General features: G+C 51.0%; 11 protein-coding genes. 6 read left to right on the forward strand and 5 right to left on the reverse strand.

The window, feature by feature from the left end; all coding sequences use genetic code 11:
* Positions 1 to 23 precede the first annotated feature (23 nt).
* Genes RB_RS23490 through RB_RS23500 form a run of 3 tightly spaced genes read right to left on the reverse strand, consistent with a single transcriptional unit; the run spans position 24 to position 6,110 of the window.
* Complete coding sequence (locus RB_RS23490; protein ID WP_011123201.1) at positions 24 to 2,192, reverse strand: tetratricopeptide repeat-containing protein; 2,169 nt, start codon at positions 2,190 to 2,192, stop codon at positions 24 to 26.
* A gap of 9 nt (positions 2,193 to 2,201) precedes the next feature.
* Positions 2,202 to 5,630: a TIR domain-containing protein gene (locus RB_RS23495; protein WP_164922409.1), complete on the reverse strand. Its 3,429-nt coding sequence runs from the start codon at positions 5,628 to 5,630 to the stop codon at positions 2,202 to 2,204.
* A 54-nt stretch (positions 5,631 to 5,684) separates the two neighbouring features.
* Positions 5,685 to 6,110 carry an NUDIX domain-containing protein gene (locus RB_RS23500; RefSeq protein ID WP_164922410.1) on the reverse strand — a complete coding sequence of 142 codons (426 nt, stop codon included), beginning with the start codon at positions 6,108 to 6,110 and terminating at the stop codon, positions 5,685 to 5,687.
* Between the two features lie 291 nt (positions 6,111 to 6,401).
* Here RB_RS23500 and RB_RS23505 point away from each other — a divergent pair, with 291 nt between their 5' ends.
* The 6 genes from RB_RS23505 to RB_RS23530 all read left to right on the forward strand — a co-directional run bounded on the left by RB_RS23505 (position 6,402) and on the right by RB_RS23530 (position 17,299).
* Positions 6,402 to 7,418 (forward strand): LysR family transcriptional regulator, encoded by a 1,017-nt coding sequence (locus RB_RS23505; protein ID WP_011123205.1) that lies wholly within the window; start codon positions 6,402 to 6,404, stop codon positions 7,416 to 7,418.
* A complete protein-coding gene (locus RB_RS23510) occupies positions 7,415 to 7,939 on the forward strand; it encodes a hypothetical protein (protein ID WP_011123206.1) in 525 nt (174 codons plus the stop codon). The genes RB_RS23505 and RB_RS23510 overlap by 4 nt, the downstream gene beginning before the upstream one ends.
* A gap of 548 nt (positions 7,940 to 8,487) precedes the next feature.
* Positions 8,488 to 10,341 (forward strand): potassium channel family protein, encoded by a 1,854-nt coding sequence (locus tag RB_RS23515; protein WP_261340193.1) that lies wholly within the window; start codon positions 8,488 to 8,490, stop codon positions 10,339 to 10,341.
* 51 nt (positions 10,342 to 10,392) lie between these two features.
* Complete coding sequence (locus RB_RS23520; RefSeq protein WP_011123208.1) at positions 10,393 to 16,092, forward strand: protein kinase domain-containing protein; 5,700 nt, start codon at positions 10,393 to 10,395, stop codon at positions 16,090 to 16,092.
* Positions 16,093 to 16,240: 148 nt separating this feature from the next.
* On the forward strand, positions 16,241 to 17,068 hold the full coding sequence (locus RB_RS23525; protein ID WP_165447225.1) for an IS5-like element ISRba8 family transposase: 828 nt from the start codon (positions 16,241 to 16,243) through the stop codon (positions 17,066 to 17,068).
* 15 nt (positions 17,069 to 17,083) lie between these two features.
* Positions 17,084 to 17,299 (forward strand): toll/interleukin-1 receptor domain-containing protein, encoded by a 216-nt coding sequence (locus RB_RS23530; RefSeq protein WP_164922412.1) that lies wholly within the window; start codon positions 17,084 to 17,086, stop codon positions 17,297 to 17,299.
* 696 nt (positions 17,300 to 17,995) lie between these two features.
* On the opposite strand, the gene RB_RS23535 is transcribed toward RB_RS23530, so the two are convergent.
* Both RB_RS23535 and RB_RS23540 read right to left on the reverse strand, forming a co-directional pair.
* Positions 17,996 to 18,295 (reverse strand): hypothetical protein, encoded by a 300-nt coding sequence (locus RB_RS23535; RefSeq protein WP_164922413.1) that lies wholly within the window; start codon positions 18,293 to 18,295, stop codon positions 17,996 to 17,998.
* 242 nt (positions 18,296 to 18,537) lie between these two features.
* Positions 18,538 to 18,774 (reverse strand): hypothetical protein, encoded by a 237-nt coding sequence (locus RB_RS23540; RefSeq protein ID WP_164922414.1) that lies wholly within the window; start codon positions 18,772 to 18,774, stop codon positions 18,538 to 18,540.
* Positions 18,775 to 18,797 lie beyond the last annotated feature (23 nt).

Genomic DNA, 18,797 nt, shown 5'->3' on the forward strand with positions numbered 1-18,797 from the left:
TGGATCTCACCTTGTCGGAGTAATCAGTGAAACAAGTCTTCAAGTGATGCGATGGGCTTCGGATGGGTTGGCCAGCCAATTCGTCGTATTTGCTTGGCCATGCTTTCTTTCTTCCCGGTTTCGGAGGGGAGGAGGCGGTCGAGGGCGTGGCTGTAGAAATGCTTGGCGCGGTCGATATTTCCGAGGAGCAAGCAGGCTTCGCCTTCACTTGCGAGAATCCATTCTTGGTCCACGCGATCCAGTGGAAGCTGTGAGCAGATGGCGAGAACTTCGTTGGCCAATTGATTCTTGAGCTCGTGATCGCCGACTAACAAGGCGAGAGTTGCAGCGTTGATGCCAGGGTAATAGTCGTGACTGAAGTCATAGGCCAATTTGTAATATTTGAGGGATGCTTGGTAAGCTTGGAAAGCGGGCAACGCGCCTTCGAGCATTTCAGCATGCGTGAAACTGCCGTCGCAGAGTCGGTCGGCACGGTCTTTGTAGATGCGTCCTAGCCGGCTTAGCAGTTCGTGATCTCGGAAGACACAGGCCAACTTGTAGAGTGGTTCGACCTCGCGTCGCGCAAGCTCGTGGTTTTCTGGCTGGTTGGTCGTGGACAGCAGTAGCGCCAATTGCTCCTTCAGAACTATCGCGTGCGGAAACCGGACAATTCCCTCCCGCAAGCTGGTGATGCCTCTATCTAGCAACTCGTCGGGATTGCGTCGGTCACGCTCGTTCCAACAGCGATAAGCGTAGGGCAGCAAGTGTAGGTGGCTGGGCACTTGCGAAACGTCGGGAGGTGACTCGCTGTCGGGTGGCCATGGCAGTTGCGAAAGATTGGCACAGGCGACTCCGGCGGACAACAAGGCCCAGGCAAGATGGTCGTCGGCAGAATGCCACTTGGCGGTGACAACCCCATAGGTGGCCAATGCGAAGTAATACTCGTCCTGCCAGTAGTTCTCTCGACCGCGCTCGAAGCCTAAAAACAGGGCGGCTTCTTTGCGAATGCGGGCGATGATACGAACGGCTCGGCCCAGTGCCGTGCTGGCCGAAATGTCGGGCTCGAAGGCGGCGTCGAGCTTGGTGGCTCGGCTGCGGCTGGAGATTTGCTTGGTCCAGTCATCGAGCAAGCGTTCGATGGCGAACATGATCTCCATCAACTCGACGCGTTGACCGATGCGCCGTTCCTCGCCGGTTAGCTGAATGGAATCAGGAAACGGTGGCTTCTGCGGTAACCGCAAGATACTTCGAAGTTCTGCACGCTCTTCTTCGCTATCGATGAGCTGCTGGAACAGTCGGCATTTCAGCTCAAGTTCAAGCTTGGCGAAGTCCCAAGCGATCAAGTTTTTGTCTGCCATCTTGTCGAAGTCAAACACGGCTGGCCATTCGGCTTCGCCTCGCACCGTACCGACAATTACATTGCGACCGTGCAAATCGCCATGAGCAGAGCCAACGAGCATTTTCGGGTATTTGCGATGTTCAATTGCCCAAGCAGCGTAATCCACCGGATCGACATAAAGCGGACGTTCTAATGAATCTGGTTTACGCGAACAGCAAGTCAGCCAAGCCGCACCGCGACGCAGGCCCACGTAGGTGGGTTGTTGCCACAACGCTAGCACATCATTGCTCTGGCCATAGCGAAGCGAATTCTTTACGCCCAGGTCAACGGCTTCGAACGACGGATCTTCTTTTGCCGAGTGATAGAAACAGCGGAAGGCTTCGGTGTAGACCTGCGAAAGCACACGCTCGATCGAACCGCTAGCGGGTACATCGGATTGGATGCAAGTGTCGACAACTGCTTCCAGTTCGCTGGGTTGATCGGCTCGTCCATTGTCGAAATAGTACTGGTAGACATCGGGATAGATGGTCGCTTGTCGATGTTCGGACACAGGCCCAGAGATCGGTGCGATGAACAGCCGACTAGCCACGCCCCGTCGCTGAGCGCACTGCTCCCAAGCTTGACAGTCTCCAGCAACATCATCCGTATTTCCCAACTTGACCACATGCGCCGACGAGTTGGTGGGGGATAGAATTTCAACAGCGATGATCAGCTTCTTTTCCGGCTCATCGGAGAAGCCTCGAAAGCGTTGCTTAACAATGATCTCGGTCGGATTGGCAGCACGAAATATGTGCATCAGCTCGCCGTCTGCATGCTGACGCAGTTTGTCGCTCAGGTCTCGACGCGCTTCGGATGTCCAAGTCGGTTTCATCATTTTTGATCTTTACTTCTTTTTGCGATTCCGCTTACGAGCACGATCTTTTGACTTGCGGATTTGCTTTCTTCTTATTCGATCGAATCGCATAGATTCCCTTGAGATGCTCAAGGCGCCAATTGCAGTTGACCAATCGCCTTCATCAATGTCACACCAAGCCCCCAGAAAACCGATCGAATGAAGATGCTTGACTATGGATCCTGCGGATAATTTGAGATCCTCAAAAAGCCCGAAAAGCACGCCGAAGACCAAATCGAATTCCTTACATTTCACACCAGAAGACTTCCGGTTGTCACAGACGATCTGCGCGGCCTTCTTGATCTCGCGTAGTGCCTCGTCGTAACGTCCTAAACTGCGATAAATCTGGCCAACATTAGTCTTCAGGACGGATAGAAGTGGGTCGCCGTGCTCAAGAGTGTCTTCGAATGTAATGCTGGCTAGGTCATTCAACGCTGCCGCCTCCTCAAACTCCCCTCGTTCTTTTAGCACGACTGCAAGGTTGATGGCGATTCGCGCGTAGGCTGGGCTGGACTTTCCGTATTTTTTCTTAACAGCTTCCATTGCAAACTCAAGATGCTGTTGTGCCTCTCCGTCTTCAGTTCGGTTGGATTTTAGGAGGCATTGGCCTAGCAGATCATGTGCTTTGTATTCGAGGTCACGATCTGAATTGGACAAGGAGTGTGCGAGTAAAAGTCTGGCTAGCTTTTCGGACTCTTCTAACCGTTTCAGCATTAGAAAGCATGTCGCCAAGTTGAAAGTTTCAGTAGCGTTTTCGCTGACCACACACCGAGAAGTTTTGGACTCATAGCCCAAGAACTCAGATAGGCAAGTCGCAGCGACATCGAAATTGCCTTGCGCAAAGGCAAGGCTCGCCTGAAGGATTGCACATTCCCTTTCCTGTTCGAATGCGTAGGGGACTTGGTCCAATTCGACAATCTTCTCTATCACCTCTTGAGCTTCATCAAATCTCCGTCGTTCGGTCAGGGCTCGCGCTAGGTTCTTGTATAAATGCGCGAGGCTTTGATGGCCCGCGATACGGCTATTCTCGTGTAGCGCTATTGCATCACGAACCAGCTGCTCAGCACTTGTCCAGTTTTCTGCTGATAATTGCCAGTTGCAAAGTTCGTGAAGCAAGATTGCCGATTGGTCTGGTGCGTATTCAGTCCACGAGTTCGCTAGATTTTCAATCGCATGCAGCTCCCAATGGCTCTTGTCTTGAAGAACACCTTTCAGGAGTGATTTGGCATGTTCGTGAACCAGGATAAATAATTTGGAAAGTTTTGAATCTAGTCGATCTTTGCACTCACTGTTTGAAAGATCAGGCCACGTGCGACGCCGAAGTGCAGCCTGGACAATCCGGTGCTGACGGGCAATCGGAGCTTGAGGTTCGCCGTTCAAGATGCGCCAACCAGCCAACAACCTCCGAACTCCATCGTCCCAGGGATCAGGATCGTCGGGATCATGGTCTAACGATTCGGGCTCCGATTCCTCAAGCAATTGAAACAACCAAATCCAGGGCACATGGTCCGCAGGCATAAGAGCGGCCCATTCCAGCACTCTCAGCGCCAAAGGACAATCTTGCTCTAACCTAGCAAAGGTAGGTTCCAACAATTGTGCGACGTTGGTCTCAATCTCTTGACTCAATCGAGCTCGAACCGCCGGGTCATCGCCTGCTTGCGCCAGCTTGACGGAAAGCCCTTTTTTCACCAAGCCAGCGTAGTAATCTTGCAGAGAAATTGAGCGGTTATGGCCTAAGTAGATTGCAACGACTTCTACGGCCAAGGCATGGCAACCCAGTTGGTTTACCAGTCGCACGGCAGCTTTCCATTCCGCCGAATCCGTTTCGGTTTGGTCGTTTAGCAGCAATTCATCACCACGGCGCACACGCTGCCACGCGAGATTGTCGGTGCCTGGCGTGGCAAACGGTCGGTATTTCTGAAAGAGATCGAGAGCATCTTCCGTGGATAGTGCATCCAAGTGCAAAGACTCGATGCCCCAGCGGGCGGGATCCAGCCGCGTTGTAGCCAGCACATGGACGAACTCAGGCGAAGGCAAACTCTGTGAACGCTGCGCAAGAATTCCGTCTGCTGCCACGTTGTCGAGGATCAGCAAAATCTTGCCCTGCCCCGGACGCTCAAAGGCAGCTTTGGCTTTGGCAAAGGCCGCGGGTAGGTTCGTGTTGGCCAGTTCGTCTGGAATCGAAGCACCTAGATAGAGGTTGGCCAGCTGAACGATCTCCAGCCTTAGTTGGTCAGCAGAGGTGACTTTCTCCATGCCGATTTCGAATTGTCCGCCGAGATATTCCCGACGCCGCGTATGTGCAAAGGCGCGTGCTAAAGCCGTTTTGCCAAGCCCACCTACACCCTGAATTGCAGATATCGCGGTGACGTGGTCCATCCGAAGCATATTCCATAGTTGCGTCGATTCGCGTTCGCGTCCCACAAAGTTGATATTGAAAGCAGTGAGATTGGTTGGACTGTTCTGAATCGAACGCACATCGCAGACCTGGTTCCAGATCTTTTTCCGAAGTCCCTGAAGTCGACCAGTCACCACTTCGCGTTGCAAGGCAACTTGCCCGTCGGGCCACCATGGCTTTGCATCGAGAAACTGATGGCGCTTCAGGGTCTCGAACCAGCTTCGCTGCGGATGATCGTCGTCGCGATCAAAATCGGCGTGTTCCTGAATGTAGATGGCATGAATTGGCTCACCTGGGTAGAGCTTTTTCTTCTGTTGCAGGACAAAGGTATCATACTCGCGGCGGCACCACGGGCTGCCAAAGTAAGCGGGCGACAATACCGCCAACATCGTTTTCGATTCGATCAAGCCACGGTAGATCCGTTTCTCCCAATCATCACTTGATTCAATGCCCCACAAGTCAAAGAAAATCTTCAGAGGTTCGTTCGGCACAAATTGTTCGTGCTCGCGACGAATATGCTCCACGAGCGCGGTGACTGAAGCGTCTTCATTATCTTTATGCCCATAAGAAACGAACAAATCAAATTCGGCCTGTTCGATCGCTTTAAATACGCTTCGGGCTTGATCGGCAATCGACTCGTTGGACGCCGTTCGACCGCTGCGGATCTGCGATTCGGTGACCCAACGGCAGTTGCCAGGAATCTGTTCCAAAACGGCGTCCGACAGACGTACCATGAAGGCCTGCCAATGATATTGAGTTTCCGCTTTGGCTGCTTGCGAGTACTCGCGGAATTGCATCGTTGCATAAGGATACGGAGCGACTTCGACCGCCGCCTCTGTGCACTCTAATTCTTCCGTGATTTCGCGTCTGCAAGCTTGATGAAATGATTCACCAATTTCGACGTGTCCTCCAATTAATGAGTATCTTTGCCAGCGAGAATTCCATTGAGTGAGTACCTCGACCGCCCCCGAGTCATTGAGGCGTGTTATCCACGCCAAGGCGGCTTCTGAGTGTCGGGACATGTCACAATCCAATTCGTGCTCTTTGCAGGTCGAATATTGGGCAGCTTACGCCAATCAACCCCATCCAATGCAGTGATTTAAAATCTCTCCTACCGATCCTGACACCGGTTGATATTCACCGGAACGCAGTTTGTCGGCGGAAGCGTAGAGGGCAGATGAAACGTGGCCAGAGAATTCGGGATGCGGTTCGACTTGGACGACGTGGTACTGGTAGTCCTTGATCTCGGCGTCGCGATCGGATTTTTGCAGACCTCGAAAGAATTGCTGCTCCTTGCCAGCGACAACACGACACGGGACTTGTAGGACTTCGGCGGCAGCGCGGACTGCTGCTTCACTGGGTGTCTCGGCAGGTAGTTCCTTGTCGATCTTGGTCATCGGCAACGTAAAGCAACGCCACTTGGCATTCCACCCGATCAAAATGTTGCCACCCGAATCGAAAACAAGTGCTACGGCGATCGATGGCTGCTGAGGATCAAACACTGGCAAACTCCTTGGTTAACTTCTTGTCGGGAATGGTTATTGACCCATTTCCCTGACGGGAATACATTGATTGTAAGGCGTGCGGATCGGCGGACAAGCGGCAAACGCACATTTATTGAATTTGCCGTGCCGGAATGATTCAGTGGCTAGCCGTTGCTGCCTAAGAGAGAAGACATTGAGTATCGCACATCTATATGTCGTCGTGGTTGCAGTTCGTTGGATAAGTATCCAGCGTGTCATCCGCAAAATTCGTGGACTGGAAGGTTACGGTACGTTGCGGAGTTGCACGCCATGAATAAGGTAAGTCACATTCCAATTGAGTTGATGGAGACGTTTGATTGCATCGTTAAGAATGAGGGCGATGCTACAGCGGCCGCTCAGCAACTTGGCATTTCGCAACCCAGTATCTCGAAGCGGCTTTCCTCGCTCCGGCGCATCGTGGCGGAAGATGACAATCGGCCGTGGTTGATACTCAAGGGAAAACGCTGGCAGTTGACCCAGGCTGGCCAACGAGTTCACGCGGTGGTCAGCGATCTGATCAAGAAATACGAGCAAGTCGAGCAATTTATCGCCGATAGTGGATCGTTTCGCTCTTCGGTTTCCATTGCGTGTGGTCAAACAGCCGCAGTTGGTTTCGTTCGATCGGCGGTTGAGCAGTTCGCTGAAGAATTGCCCGAAGTCCAAGTGCGAGTGTCGACGACTAGAGGGAAAGCCAGAATCGTTGGCGTCGCTGGGGGACAATTCGACCTGGCAATCGTCACTGACAACGAAGCCACTATCCGTGATGTCGCGGGGATGGAGCTGTTCGTTGAGCCAATCGCGGTCGACCGTTTCGTCTTGGTTGCTAATCCTTCGGAGAAATCAGCTTGGCGAAAGGCGTGGAAGTCGTTGCCTGTACGTAGACCATTAACCGCGTTTGACATTGTTGATTTGCCGCTGATCCTGCCTGAACGCGATGCAGAACGTCGCCAGCAGTTTGACCATTGGTTTGCCGACTCGTGCGATGAGGTGCCCACGATCGCAATCGAAGTGGGCGGTTGGCAGAGTATTCTTAGCTATTCGGCGGTAGGACTCGGCGTGGGCTTGGTGACCGAGGAAGCGGTGCGAGGTTTCCAGGAGTCTGCTGCCGGCGCAAGACACAACAGCCTTACGGTGCGAGCCTTAGAAGAAAGTGCTTTACAACCAGAGGGTGTACGCGTGATCGCTCGCAAGCCGCAGGGGCAATCAACGCCGGACATCAACGAATACACACAGCGGTTGCTTGATCTGCTGCGTAAATCTGCACCGCAAGCGAAAGGGACCAAATGAAATCAAATAGCATGCTATTGAACCCAGATGGAAAATTGCTCGCCGCCGTTAAGCAAAGCTTGCGTTTGGCTCGCAAGACCAAACCGATTTGGGCAAAGCGTTTAGCCAGGGACCAAGAGATCGAAACGATTGAAGGTTCGATTCAAGCCAAAGCTGGCCATTACTTGTGCCGCGGAGTGGTGGGCGAGTTTTGGGCTCAGACTGAATCAAAGCTCCGAGAGAAGTACTTGCAAAGCGATAAAGTCGATGCAGGGGGTTGGCATCGTTTCGATCCCAAACCCGACGCACCGCCAGTCGAGGCTAGCGAAATCGATGAGCCGTTTCAGGTCGAGTCGCACTTTGGCCGGCTCAATGGTCAGGCTGGCGACTATTTAGTTCGTAGCATGACCGATCGAAGCGATGTCTGGATCGTCGCCAAGGCAATCTTCGAAGCCAGCTATGTAATGGAGCCATACAACGAAGCACAACCGCGATTGAAGGCGGACGAAAAAGAATGCGACAAGAGAGAGGACCAGCAGTAATGATGTCCGCGCACAGTCTTTTCCTTATCATCATTTTTGCCCTTGCTGGCGGAGCTTTCGCGTTCTACCGCATTCGCCCGCGTCTGTTCATGAGGACGCTTCGGCGAATCGACGAGTGGAGCGGTTTGATAATCATCACTGCCGGCCTGACCGTACTCATTTGTGGTTGCTTGGGTTTTGCTTCTGTCGGCAAAGATGGGCCAGCAAAAAAATATGCTGCGAATCACACGAACAAGGACGCCGCACAAACGTCTGGCAACAGCAATCCAAACAACCTGGAGACTGGTGCTCCAATTCCGCTGACAATGGGCGATGCAGGATCCGAGGAGCAAGACGAGAAGACTGAGCAAGGTACGTCGCTGGCAGGTGCAATCTACGAAACCTTTCAGATATTCGCCTTCAATATTGAGCACACGGAACTGGAGCGGTCGCTATTGCTCCGTCTGGCGATGATCGCGGCGATACTTTTGGCAACGATGGTGGCTTCGAAAGGTATCGCGATCTTGTTTCACAAGTCGTACGAAGACATGGGGCTTCGGTTCAAGTCGATGCATGTGGTGGTTTGTGGGCTTGGAAGGATTGGTCGTCAGCTCTTGGCGGACCTCGAGGCGATGAAGTCTGAGTTCCAAATTGTTGTAATCGAGCCCGACGAAGACAACAAGAACATCGAGTGGGCTCGGGAGATGGGAGCTGTTGTGCTCATTGGTGATGCAACGCGAGCTGAGATGCTTGAAGCCGCTCGAGTCCAACGCGCTCGTGAAGTATTCGTGGTCACCGGCAGTGACGAATGCAACATCGAATCGGTAATTGAGATTCGTGACATTATCGCTCGCAAAGGCCGATATGGACGCTTTGCTTGGCTGACGCTCGGCCCTCTTAAAAACTGGCGATTCTTGGACTACGTTCGCAAGAAACTGCCCAAGCTTTGCTGCCATGTGCACATTCTCGACAAGGACCTGGCAGAGATAGTCCGGGACAAATCGATTCAACTCGAACGCCTCAGGAGCCAAGGCAAGGGAAACGAAGACAAGGAAAATGAGCTGATCGACGTCGAGATCTTCAATGCACTCGAACGCACTGCCCGGCGGTTGCTCGAAGACATCTCCGCGACGGTCTTGCGCAAAGCAAAGGCAGAAAATGACGACGGAGAAACGTTACCTACCTCGCCTCCACAGGTGCTGCACTACTTCATGTTCGGGTTCGGTGAGTTTGGGCAGACCCTGGCACTCAAGCTAGCTGAGCTATCGCACTTCCCATCTTGTACTCGGACGCGAATGTCGGTGTTCGATTACGAAATCGCTCGGACTGCAGCAGTTTTCACATCTCGCTATCCGGCGTTCTGTGCCAATGCTCCTGAAGAAAAATCATGGGTATTCGACCCAGAAGCGGATGATTGGGAGTACAAGAATTGTCCCGCTGACGATGATTCAAAGCCCAAACGCAAATCACCTGGAATTGACTACGTGTGCAATGCCAGGTTCGTAGAGTACCTCGACATCGCGGACGACACGATGCTTCGGCAGATGAAGCAGGTTTGCGAGGCCGCTAATATCCAGCCCGTCATCCTTGTCTGCTTCGAGGACGACCGGGAGAATTTTGCTCGCGCTGAACGACTGCGTGCAAAACTGAATTCACAGGATCTGGATTGGCCCATCTTTGTATGGATACCGCGTCAACGAGAACTATCTCAGCTATTATCGGAACACCGCCAGCATGCCCAATCTAAAGCGACCGACAGCTGTGATCTCATCCCCTTCGGCCAATGCTACGGCAGCGTCTCGTATACCGAGATCAACGACTCATGGATGGATTGGCTTGCCAGACATATCCATTTGGTGTGGATGCAACCCAAAGACGATCATTGGACTGACTCCGTCGGGAAGCTCCAAAATGCGTTGCAAGATGAAGATGGCTTGAGCACGCTCCGCAGCATAGACTGGGAAGAACTAGACAAGACTGCAAAGCTTGTCTGGGAAGGGCGAACCGAGTGGGAAAGGGCATCAAATCGATCTTGTGCGGTCCACGCAGTATTGAAAGCCGCAGCGCTGGGAATGAGAATTACCGGCTACACAACGAAGCCAGCTGCACAGGCGCCAGAACTCGGCATTTCACCCGAAGTGGACGAGCAGTTGCGCAAAATGGAGCATTACCGGTGGGTTGCCGAGCGTCTGCTTGCCGGCTGGCGCTATGCCGAACAGCGCAGCGACCTCCGCAAGACTCGCTGGCAGATCACACCTTGGTCTCAGCTCGACTCACCTCCGCAAAGCGTTTGGGACGAGGCCGCCGCCGAGGGGAGCAAACTAAATGAAAAGATGAAAGATGAAGTAATCGTCAGACTCTTGGGAAGCGTTGTTTCAATTGGCGTTCTGATACCGAAACACCAACCTCAATCGAGAACTTGATTTATGGATAGCCGTATAAAGAACCGTGGATTTTGAATCTGGAGAGTTGCAGTGACGGAAAAACCAGGAATGCAGTTTTTTTTAGCGAAGGATGGCTCAAAAGAAGGGCCTTTAACTAGCAAAGATTTGAGAAAGTTATCCGCTGAGGGCAAACTAAAGCCGGACGATCTTATTTTCATCGACAACCAATCGAAACCGGTCAGGGCAAGACGGTTTTCAGGATTGTTTACTAACGTCGCCACCAACACGAAACAATTAAAAAAGGGCAGTAGACGATTCAATATTACCAAACGTAGCGTGTTTATTTCTTGCGTGACCCATGAGTTTCGACACTATCGTGACCTGCTGGCAGCTCGCCTTTCCCTGCCTGGAGTTGAAGTTCGACACCAAGAGAGTTTCATCGATTCTGGTACGACAACGTTAGGAAAACTCAAAGAATATATATCGACCTGCGATGCTGTTATACACGTAATAGGCGATAGTACGGGAAGCTATCCAACTGCTGCCGAAGTAGGCAAACTAAGGTCCGAACTAGATAAATTCGGTTCGACTTTCGACTTATCGGAGCTTGAGAAACCACCAGGCATATCTTATACGCAATGGGAAGCGTGGCTTGCCATTTATTACGACAAACCTGTTCTCATCTATAAAGCTGCAGACTTGGCCAGCCGTTCGCCTGAGTTTGCATTTAACCAGGAGCAAAAAGAGCGTCAGCGAATTCACTGGCGATTATTAGAAGCAAACGGTCGTGACCGGCGGGAATTTGCTTCGGCAGAAGAATTGGTTATTGAAGTGCTTCGCTCCCTGCTAATTGTAGTTCCGGACATCAAGCAAAATGTTGGTCAGGGCGATTTTCGCGATCGAAACTTACTGTTTGGTGTCCTAGCCTTGCAAGACGCTTTGATCTCTCGAGAGGCATTTGTTAGAGCTTGTGGCCTATGGGCTATGGATACAGGTCAATCGTTGTCAGAATTGCTAGAAAGCGAAGGTATAATCAATCGCTCTGATCGCGTTTTGGTCGAGGCGCGGTTAGAAAGAAAAATCTTAGCCAAGGGTGGTGACCCGCGAAAATCGCTCGCTGATGCTATTGATAATGACATTCGCTTGACACTTAGTGAATCACTTGATCCTCAGACGATTGCCTCACTTCCGGATCAGTCGCACTTCTTAAAAACTCAACTATCACCAGAACATTGGCGCTATAGACTCACGCGAACGCACCAGACGGGTGGTCTTGGTGTTGTATCTGTCGCTGAAGACACCGTTTTGAATCGCAATGTGGCTATCAAGCAGTTGAAAGGAAATCGCGCAATCGATCCGATGGCGATTGAACGTTTTCTTCGCGAAGCTCGAATTACTGGCCGGTTGCAGCACCCCAATATTATCCCAGTGTACGAACTTGGCTTAACTCCCGATGATCAATTGCCTTTTTATGCAATGCGATTTGTTGGCCACAAAACCTTACATGACGCTATTAGGCATCACCACCTTGACAGGACAGCCTCAGAGAGAGCAAAAAAAGTTCATTTTCGTGAGTTGCTTCAGTCATTCGTTTCTGTATGCAAAGCTGTTGCGTATGCGCACAGTGAGGGCATCATGCATCGGGACATCAAGCCTGCTAATATAATGTTAGGTGACTATGGAGAAGTGATTTTGCTCGATTGGGGGCTGGCAAAGCGGATTGGTGACGAAGAACCTGATCAATCTCAGAAGCGTGACGTCGAAGGAAAATCTGACGACTCTGGATTTGATCAAACGCGGGCAGGAACACGCCTCGGAAGCCCCGGCTACATGGCGCCGGAGCAAGCGAGTGGCCGAATATCAGATCATGGCGCGCACACTGACATATATGGATTGGGGGCAACGCTTTACGAGTTGATCGCCGGAGATCTTCCGTTTAAGGCGTCTTCCACCGCCTCTTTAATGGAAGCTATACAACATCAATCCATTCCTAGTATCGCCGAATCAAATAAGCAGGTTCCTGCTGCGCTCGTGGCGATCTGCGGAAAGGCAATGGAAAAGCTTCCTGCTGATCGGTATGCATCAGCGGAAGCTCTCGCAGATGACATCCAGAACTGGCTTGCTGACGAACCAATTGCGGTTCTGCCCGACAACTTACTACGTGCGAGCCAAAGGGCAATTCGCAAAAGACCCAGTTGGGTCTCAGGAACAATAGCAGCCCTGGCAGTGGGAGTGCTAACCGTTACCACGGGACTGTTTTTCGTAAATAAGGAAAAGAACCTGAAAAACGAATCGCTTACCCGCGAATCGGAACTGCGACGAGTTGCTGTTGCAAACGAAAGTCGAGCTACGAAGAGCTTGGAGCTAGCGGAAACGCGTCTTGAAACGATTGTTGGGCAGAGAACCGAGATTGATTTGGCAACTGCCCAAACCTACTTGGCAACTTCCCAAGAGCTATATGCAAACGGTCAGTTTGATCACGCTGCTCGCCTCTTGCTTCCAGCCTTTCGACTATCAGAGGCAAGCAATAAACTTAAACAAGCCGTAAGCGATACCGCAGCGTTTCAATTTACGCATGGTGGTAAGCAAGCTGTGCCCCTTGCTAGGTTCAAATCACCGATACTGCAGGTTTCATCATCCCAAGATGGCACTAAGATTGCAGTACTTCAAGATAACTCCAGGATCGTTTTCGTAATTGATCCAAAGAGCATGACTGTCAATGGAAGCTTCGAATGCGAGTCAGTTGTTCAAAGAGTGCTAATGAATGCGGCTGGGACTCATTTACTGATTGCTGTTGAAGATGGGAAAGTGCTTTACCAAGCTCTCTCAGATCCCAAAGACCGAACTGCTCTCTTGGACACGCCGTCCGACTGTACTCAACTGCAATTCGGCGCCCGAGACTCAATCGCATATGTTGGCACCTTGGACGGATTGTTGAAGTACGATCTGCGTTCCGGGAGATTGCTGGCACGTTGCAAAACTGAGTTTCGATGCGATGCGATCGTCCCAAGCAAGGATGGAAACGTTTTGTATATCTCCGGTCGGCAAGACCGGATTGATTGGGGAGGCTTGAAGTTGGTTGGCACTATAAAAGGCAATGGACTTAGTCTGCAAGCAAATTTGGCAGCCAAACGAGGTTTTTATTTGGAGCGTGTAGATGCCGAAAGGTTTATCGTTGAAAAAACGATGATCAATGACGGTGCGCTTAGCTGGCCATTGGCAACAGACACTACCGGCGACTTGATACTGTATCTTCAGCCCGCCGAGAACCGCATGGTGCTTAACATCGCTGACGTGGCCCATCCACCTATCGAACTTATGCAACTAGGGGATCCACTTTTTGTGAATCCATCATTTCCACCCGTTGCGATTGGAACTTACGAGGACTTTATCGTCAATTACGTGGGCAACACCGTGTCCATTTCCAACTGGAGAGACAACCGAGATTCAGTCAGTTTTCCGACAAATTCTCAGGTTAGGTCAGTTTGTTGGGCAAGTGCTGGGCGAATCATCGTTTCCGGCCATGAAGATGGAACAGTCCGAGTCCACCACCCGTTTTCGAATGCCTATGAGGAAGCGGTTGTCGAACGGACGGTTACGAATCCGGCTATCGATTCAGGCCAAAGGTATCTTGCTTGTCTTAATTCAGATAAGAAACTCGGGTTGCTTGACTTACGCTCTTACGAGTGGGTTACTCAAGATCTTTGCACGACAACTGGGCTAGTCCAATCGCTCAAATTCAACAGCGATAGTGAGTGGATTATGGTAGATGACGAGTCGGGTCTTTTCGTTGTCAACTGTCGTGATGGGAAGCGTAAAGTCGAACTCGGCAACTCCAAATCGGCCAGCGAGTTCTCGGCTGATGGCACACTGGTCGTGACCAAAGCTGATGAACGAGTGGTTGAGTTATATGACCTCCAACAAATGCATTCGATTGACACCGTGGGCTTAGACCTAAATTCCGTTCTAGATACAGTGCGATGTGACATGGACACACTCAGGTATTTACTTTTGAGCTCGGAAGGCAAAACTCAACAGTTGCGAGTGATAGATGTTTCGGATGGGAGAATCATTAACGAAATTAGTATCAAAACCAGTATCAGCGGGAAAGGCATTTATGGGCGTTTTATTGAAAAAGGACATGTAAGCGTCGTCTCGGATCGCAATCTTTTTTGTGATTTATCTTCAGAAAACAGAGTGCTGGTAGAAGGAGTGCCAACGCCGGATTTTAGGCATGCGCTCGCCCTCCAACTTAACCCTAACTCAGATACGATCGAGATCCAATGCCGCTCCGTGGATGACACAGATAGTCTTACGTCTCGCCCCTTGAAACGTGCGATTGATCAGTTTGTGATCGTGTCTCCAAAATCGGACCGGGTACTTGTTTGTTCAGACAACGGCCAGACCAAAACCTTAGAAGTGTTTACCGTGGGTTCGCTGTCCTTGATTGATGAACGCTTTTGCGACTCGATGGATGAAGTGGAGTGGACTGATGATGGCGAGAATATTTGGATACGTGGAGACGATGGTTTGCTCTCTATTTGGAATCCTTCTTCAAAGACTTTTAGGAGCTATGATTTTGGGGATTGCAAGCACAGCTTTATGCTTACTGCGGGCAAAAAGTTTATTTCCGTCAAGACCGACTCAATTCGTATTTTCGATGTCGATTGGCTTAAATTAACCAACGTGACGCAATTCGATGCGTGGAGCGGAGTTCACGTTGACGAGCTCATGAATGTTCAGTTGCTGGATGGCCCTTGGCAAAGTAATTCCAGATTGCCGTCCGTCAAAGGAGTCTTCGTTTCAATAGATCCAGACTCATTAGAGTCTGCTGTTGCCGCAACCACAGCAAAGCTAATGTGGGAGCTAGGAGATAGGAATTTCGATATCTCTCTCATGACTCAAGCGGCCCAGCTAAAAGACAGATCTCACGCCGGAGGAGGATCTGATTCATGGAGGTGGTGGGGAACAATTGCAAACAGACTTTTTGAGGAGCAGCGGTATGCAGATTCTCTCGATGCAAGTCTTAATGTGCTGGTTTCGCTAGGAAAAGAGAAAGAGGAGTCCGACAATTATGTTGTGACGTTAGCAAATATTGCAAAATGTCAATCAAAATTAGGTGAATTCCAAAAGGCCAGAACCTGCTTAACAAATGCACTGGCAGCAAGGGATAGCATTGGCTGGACTGATCTCCGAGTGCAGCTACTCTTTGAATTGGCAACGATCGATGCAGATGCCGGCCAACCAGAAGAGTTTTTTGAGAATGCCGAAGCCTTTCTCGAGAAAACAGCACCAAGAAAGCTAGAGCTTTGGAGCTCCTACTCCACTCTCTCCATTCGATTAGCCAGAGAATATCGACTGAAAGGACGCCACGACAAGGCGGTGGTCGTTGTGGGAAAAATACTTGATGACGTTAAGTCGGGGGCAGGGGGACTATCAGACAAGAAATTGCTTGAGATACTGCTTTGCCTGCATGCCGGAAAGGACTTCGCCAACTTGATTGATGTATACCAGTCATTTTCCTATCAGCCGGACAGTTCCGAACAGATCTTTTATTTGGGGGTGGGCGAGATTCTCTATGCGCATGCGAAAATACTCGAAGGCGACGGCAAGGATGCGTTTAGAATAACTGCTTCAGCCATAAAAAGAATGCTATCCGGTACGCGAAACCAAGAAGTCTTGTCACAGGTTGAAATGCAACTTGTTAAGAACGCGATCGAGTTTATTTCCAAACAGAGTTACGAAAATAGAAAACTACGGGCCATTAGTGATGCTTTGGAATTGTATTGACTCTCAAGAGTTGTGATTACAATTTTTGGCAAAAAGTCTGCTCGCAACTAAGAGCCTATCCGGAAACCGTTTTTGATATTGAAAAGCAGGTGAGCCCCTTTGGTATTTGAGAGTTACCACACTTTCAACTACTCGCAGGGGACTCACCATGGACGGTGCCACCAGCTTCGACCATTTCCGAATGTCTGATGAACTTTGGGAACAGATGAATGCCGTGCTTCCGATATACGAAGATTGCGGCAAGGGCGGTCGCCCGAGAGCCAACCTTCGTGGCGTTGCCGATGCCATCTTCTATCGAATGCGTACTGGGTGTCAATGGAAAGCAATCCCGCGATGTCTCGCCGCGGGCAGCACTGCTCACGCGTACTTTCAAGAGTGGGTGGGCTTCGGCGTTTTCGACGATCTATGGCAACTGGCATTAGAAGTCTATGACGAGTTGGTTGGCCTGGATTGGACATGGCAAAGTGTCGATGGGGCGATGACGAAAGCTCCGCTCGGTGGTGATGCAACGGGCAAAAACCCGACTGATCGAGGAAAACTCGGGACAAAAAGATCGCTCATGACAGAAGCGGCAGGCATTCCGATTTCGCTCATCGTGGATGGAGCAAACACTCACGACATCAAGCTGTTGCAGGAAACGATTGAGCACTGCCTTGTTCGTTGGCCTCGCGAACACAATGAATTTGATGAGCACATTTGTTTGGACAAAGGCTATCAGTCAGCCTCCATGCACACACTGATCGAAAGCGTCTACCATTACACCGCACATGTGCGATCGCGTGCCGAAGAAAAACGCGAACTCAAGAGACAACGGGGTGAGCGTCCGAGACGCTGGGTAGTTGAACGAACACACAGCTGGCTCAATCGGTTCCGAGCGGTCTTGGTACGCTGGGAGAAAAAGATCGACAACCATGTCGCTGCTCTACAACTAGCATGCGCCTATTTCACATTCAGCAGAGCCGGAGTTTTCGGATAGGCTCTAAATTCCTCGATGCGAAGTTTTCTCAGCTATGGTCATGACTCGAACGAGGGGCTGGTGCAGCGGATCAAGCTCGACCTTGAGGATCGTGGCCACGTCGTTTGGATTGACCGAAGTGAAATCAAGGCTGGTGATGATTGGCGTCGCAAAATTACCGAAGGCTTGATCAATAGTGATGGTGTGCTCTCATTCCTGACGAAGCATTCCGTTCGTGATCCAGGTGTATGACTGGATGAAATTGGCATCGCCGTTGGGGTTAAAGGAGGCAACGTCCAAACGATTCTGCTTGAGCGCGAGTCAGACGTCTCGCCACCACCTACAGTCAGCCATATCCAACTGCTGGACATGCACGACTGGCAAGAAAGGAAGCGCGAAGGTGGAGCGGAATGGGACGCTTGGTATCGATCAAAGTTCGATGAGTTGGTTGGGGTCATTGAGTCCGACTAGGTCCGCTGGTTTGCTGGTGAGATCCAAGAACTTCAGTCTATTCTCAAGCCCATTTCTTCTGACCCACGAATTCTCGAACTGATTGGAAAGCCCTTCGTGGGACGCGATTGGGTCCTAAGGCAACTGGAGTCATGGTGGGGAGATCCTAGTCGCCAAGATCGAATGTTTTTGCTGCAGGGAGGTCCAGGCGTCGGGAAAAGCGCGTTCGCTGTGCACCTGGCTCATTTTGGCCGTGACAAAGTTGTTGCCGCAAGTTTCTACTGGTACGACAAGGTCGCATATCCAATTAGGCGCCACGCCTTATGATTAGACCAGCTGCTCAATCGCTACAGATCGCAATTCTTCGCGACATAGCTGAGGTTAACGGACGCTGAAGGCTCGCGTGTTCGTTACGAGCACTACGAACTGAATCGTTACCGTAGGGAAGACGCACTGCTGCCTTACTAGGAACACTCTTTCGGCTGCGCAAGCGGCGTTTTACCTTCTCGCAAATGCTTGGCTGGCGGCGAGGCAAGACTCCAACCACTGTGCTTCGCTGGGGTTGAGCGTCAACCCTCTAGTGGCGCCATCAGTCACATCGATGGGCGTGTTCCAGCTGATGTCGCCGCCGCGAAGAATCGCAACGCCCGTTGCCTGATCTCGTGTGAACACCCATTGCTCGCCGAAAAGATTTTCAAAGTAGCCGATGTACTGATCGGCCTGAGCGTCATCAACAATTGGCGGATCGCCTGATCCAGGAGCGTGATGATTGCTGATTCTCAACAGTGGTTCTGACATCGCAAAGTGCTCTCTTATTTCACCTAGAATGCATGGGTCGTTCATTCATAGCAAGAACTAATCGCATTGTCGTCACGGTTGCTTCTTGCTGCTATCGAACGTAGCGATGCGTTCGATGGCAAGCAAGCTAATCGAACCGGATGTGTTCCGTTTTTTAGAAAGTCGTTCGCCTCAACTTCGTCCATCAAAACAAGTATCGCACAATGCAATGCAAACCGCACACAGAGACACACTAAAAAAGGTTAACGCCGGCGCGTGCCAGCACGCTTCAATCCCTTGGCGACGAAGTCGAATGCTTCGGCCGGTTTGTAGTCTTCGAGAACATCGAAAAAACACGCCAGCACCCGCTTGGTTTCAGCAACGCTGATTTTCAAACCGTCTGTATCTGCTTTTCGAGAGACTTCATTGTAGATGTCGTTGAGGGTTGACGGCTTCTTCTTTGCGGGCGTCTTCTTGACGGCTGCTTTCTTCTTGGCCACTTCGTGTCTCCATGCTGAAATGA

It is taken from the genome of Rhodopirellula baltica SH 1 (assembly GCF_000196115.1).
Lineage (GTDB): Bacteria > Planctomycetota > Planctomycetia > Pirellulales > Pirellulaceae > Rhodopirellula > Rhodopirellula baltica.

What these genes read in the sequence shown, in the direction of transcription:
- RB_RS23535 (WP_164922413.1), bottom strand. Translation starts at nt 18,295, where the DNA reads ATGTCAGAACCACTGTTGAGAATCAGCAATCATCACGCTCCTGGATCA.
- RB_RS23490 (WP_011123201.1), bottom strand. Translation starts at nt 2,192, where the DNA reads ATGATGAAACCGACTTGGACATCCGAAGCGCGTCGAGACCTGAGCGAC.
- RB_RS23505 (WP_011123205.1), top strand. Translation starts at nt 6,402, where the DNA reads ATGAATAAGGTAAGTCACATTCCAATTGAGTTGATGGAGACGTTTGAT.
- RB_RS23525 (WP_165447225.1), top strand. Translation starts at nt 16,241, where the DNA reads ATGGACGGTGCCACCAGCTTCGACCATTTCCGAATGTCTGATGAACTT.
- RB_RS23495 (WP_164922409.1), bottom strand. Translation starts at nt 5,630, where the DNA reads ATGTCCCGACACTCAGAAGCCGCCTTGGCGTGGATAACACGCCTCAAT.
- RB_RS23510 (WP_011123206.1), top strand. Translation starts at nt 7,415, where the DNA reads ATGAAATCAAATAGCATGCTATTGAACCCAGATGGAAAATTGCTCGCC.
- RB_RS23530 (WP_164922412.1), top strand. Translation starts at nt 17,084, where the DNA reads ATGCGAAGTTTTCTCAGCTATGGTCATGACTCGAACGAGGGGCTGGTG.
- RB_RS23515 (WP_261340193.1), top strand. Translation starts at nt 8,488, where the DNA reads ATGCATGTGGTGGTTTGTGGGCTTGGAAGGATTGGTCGTCAGCTCTTG.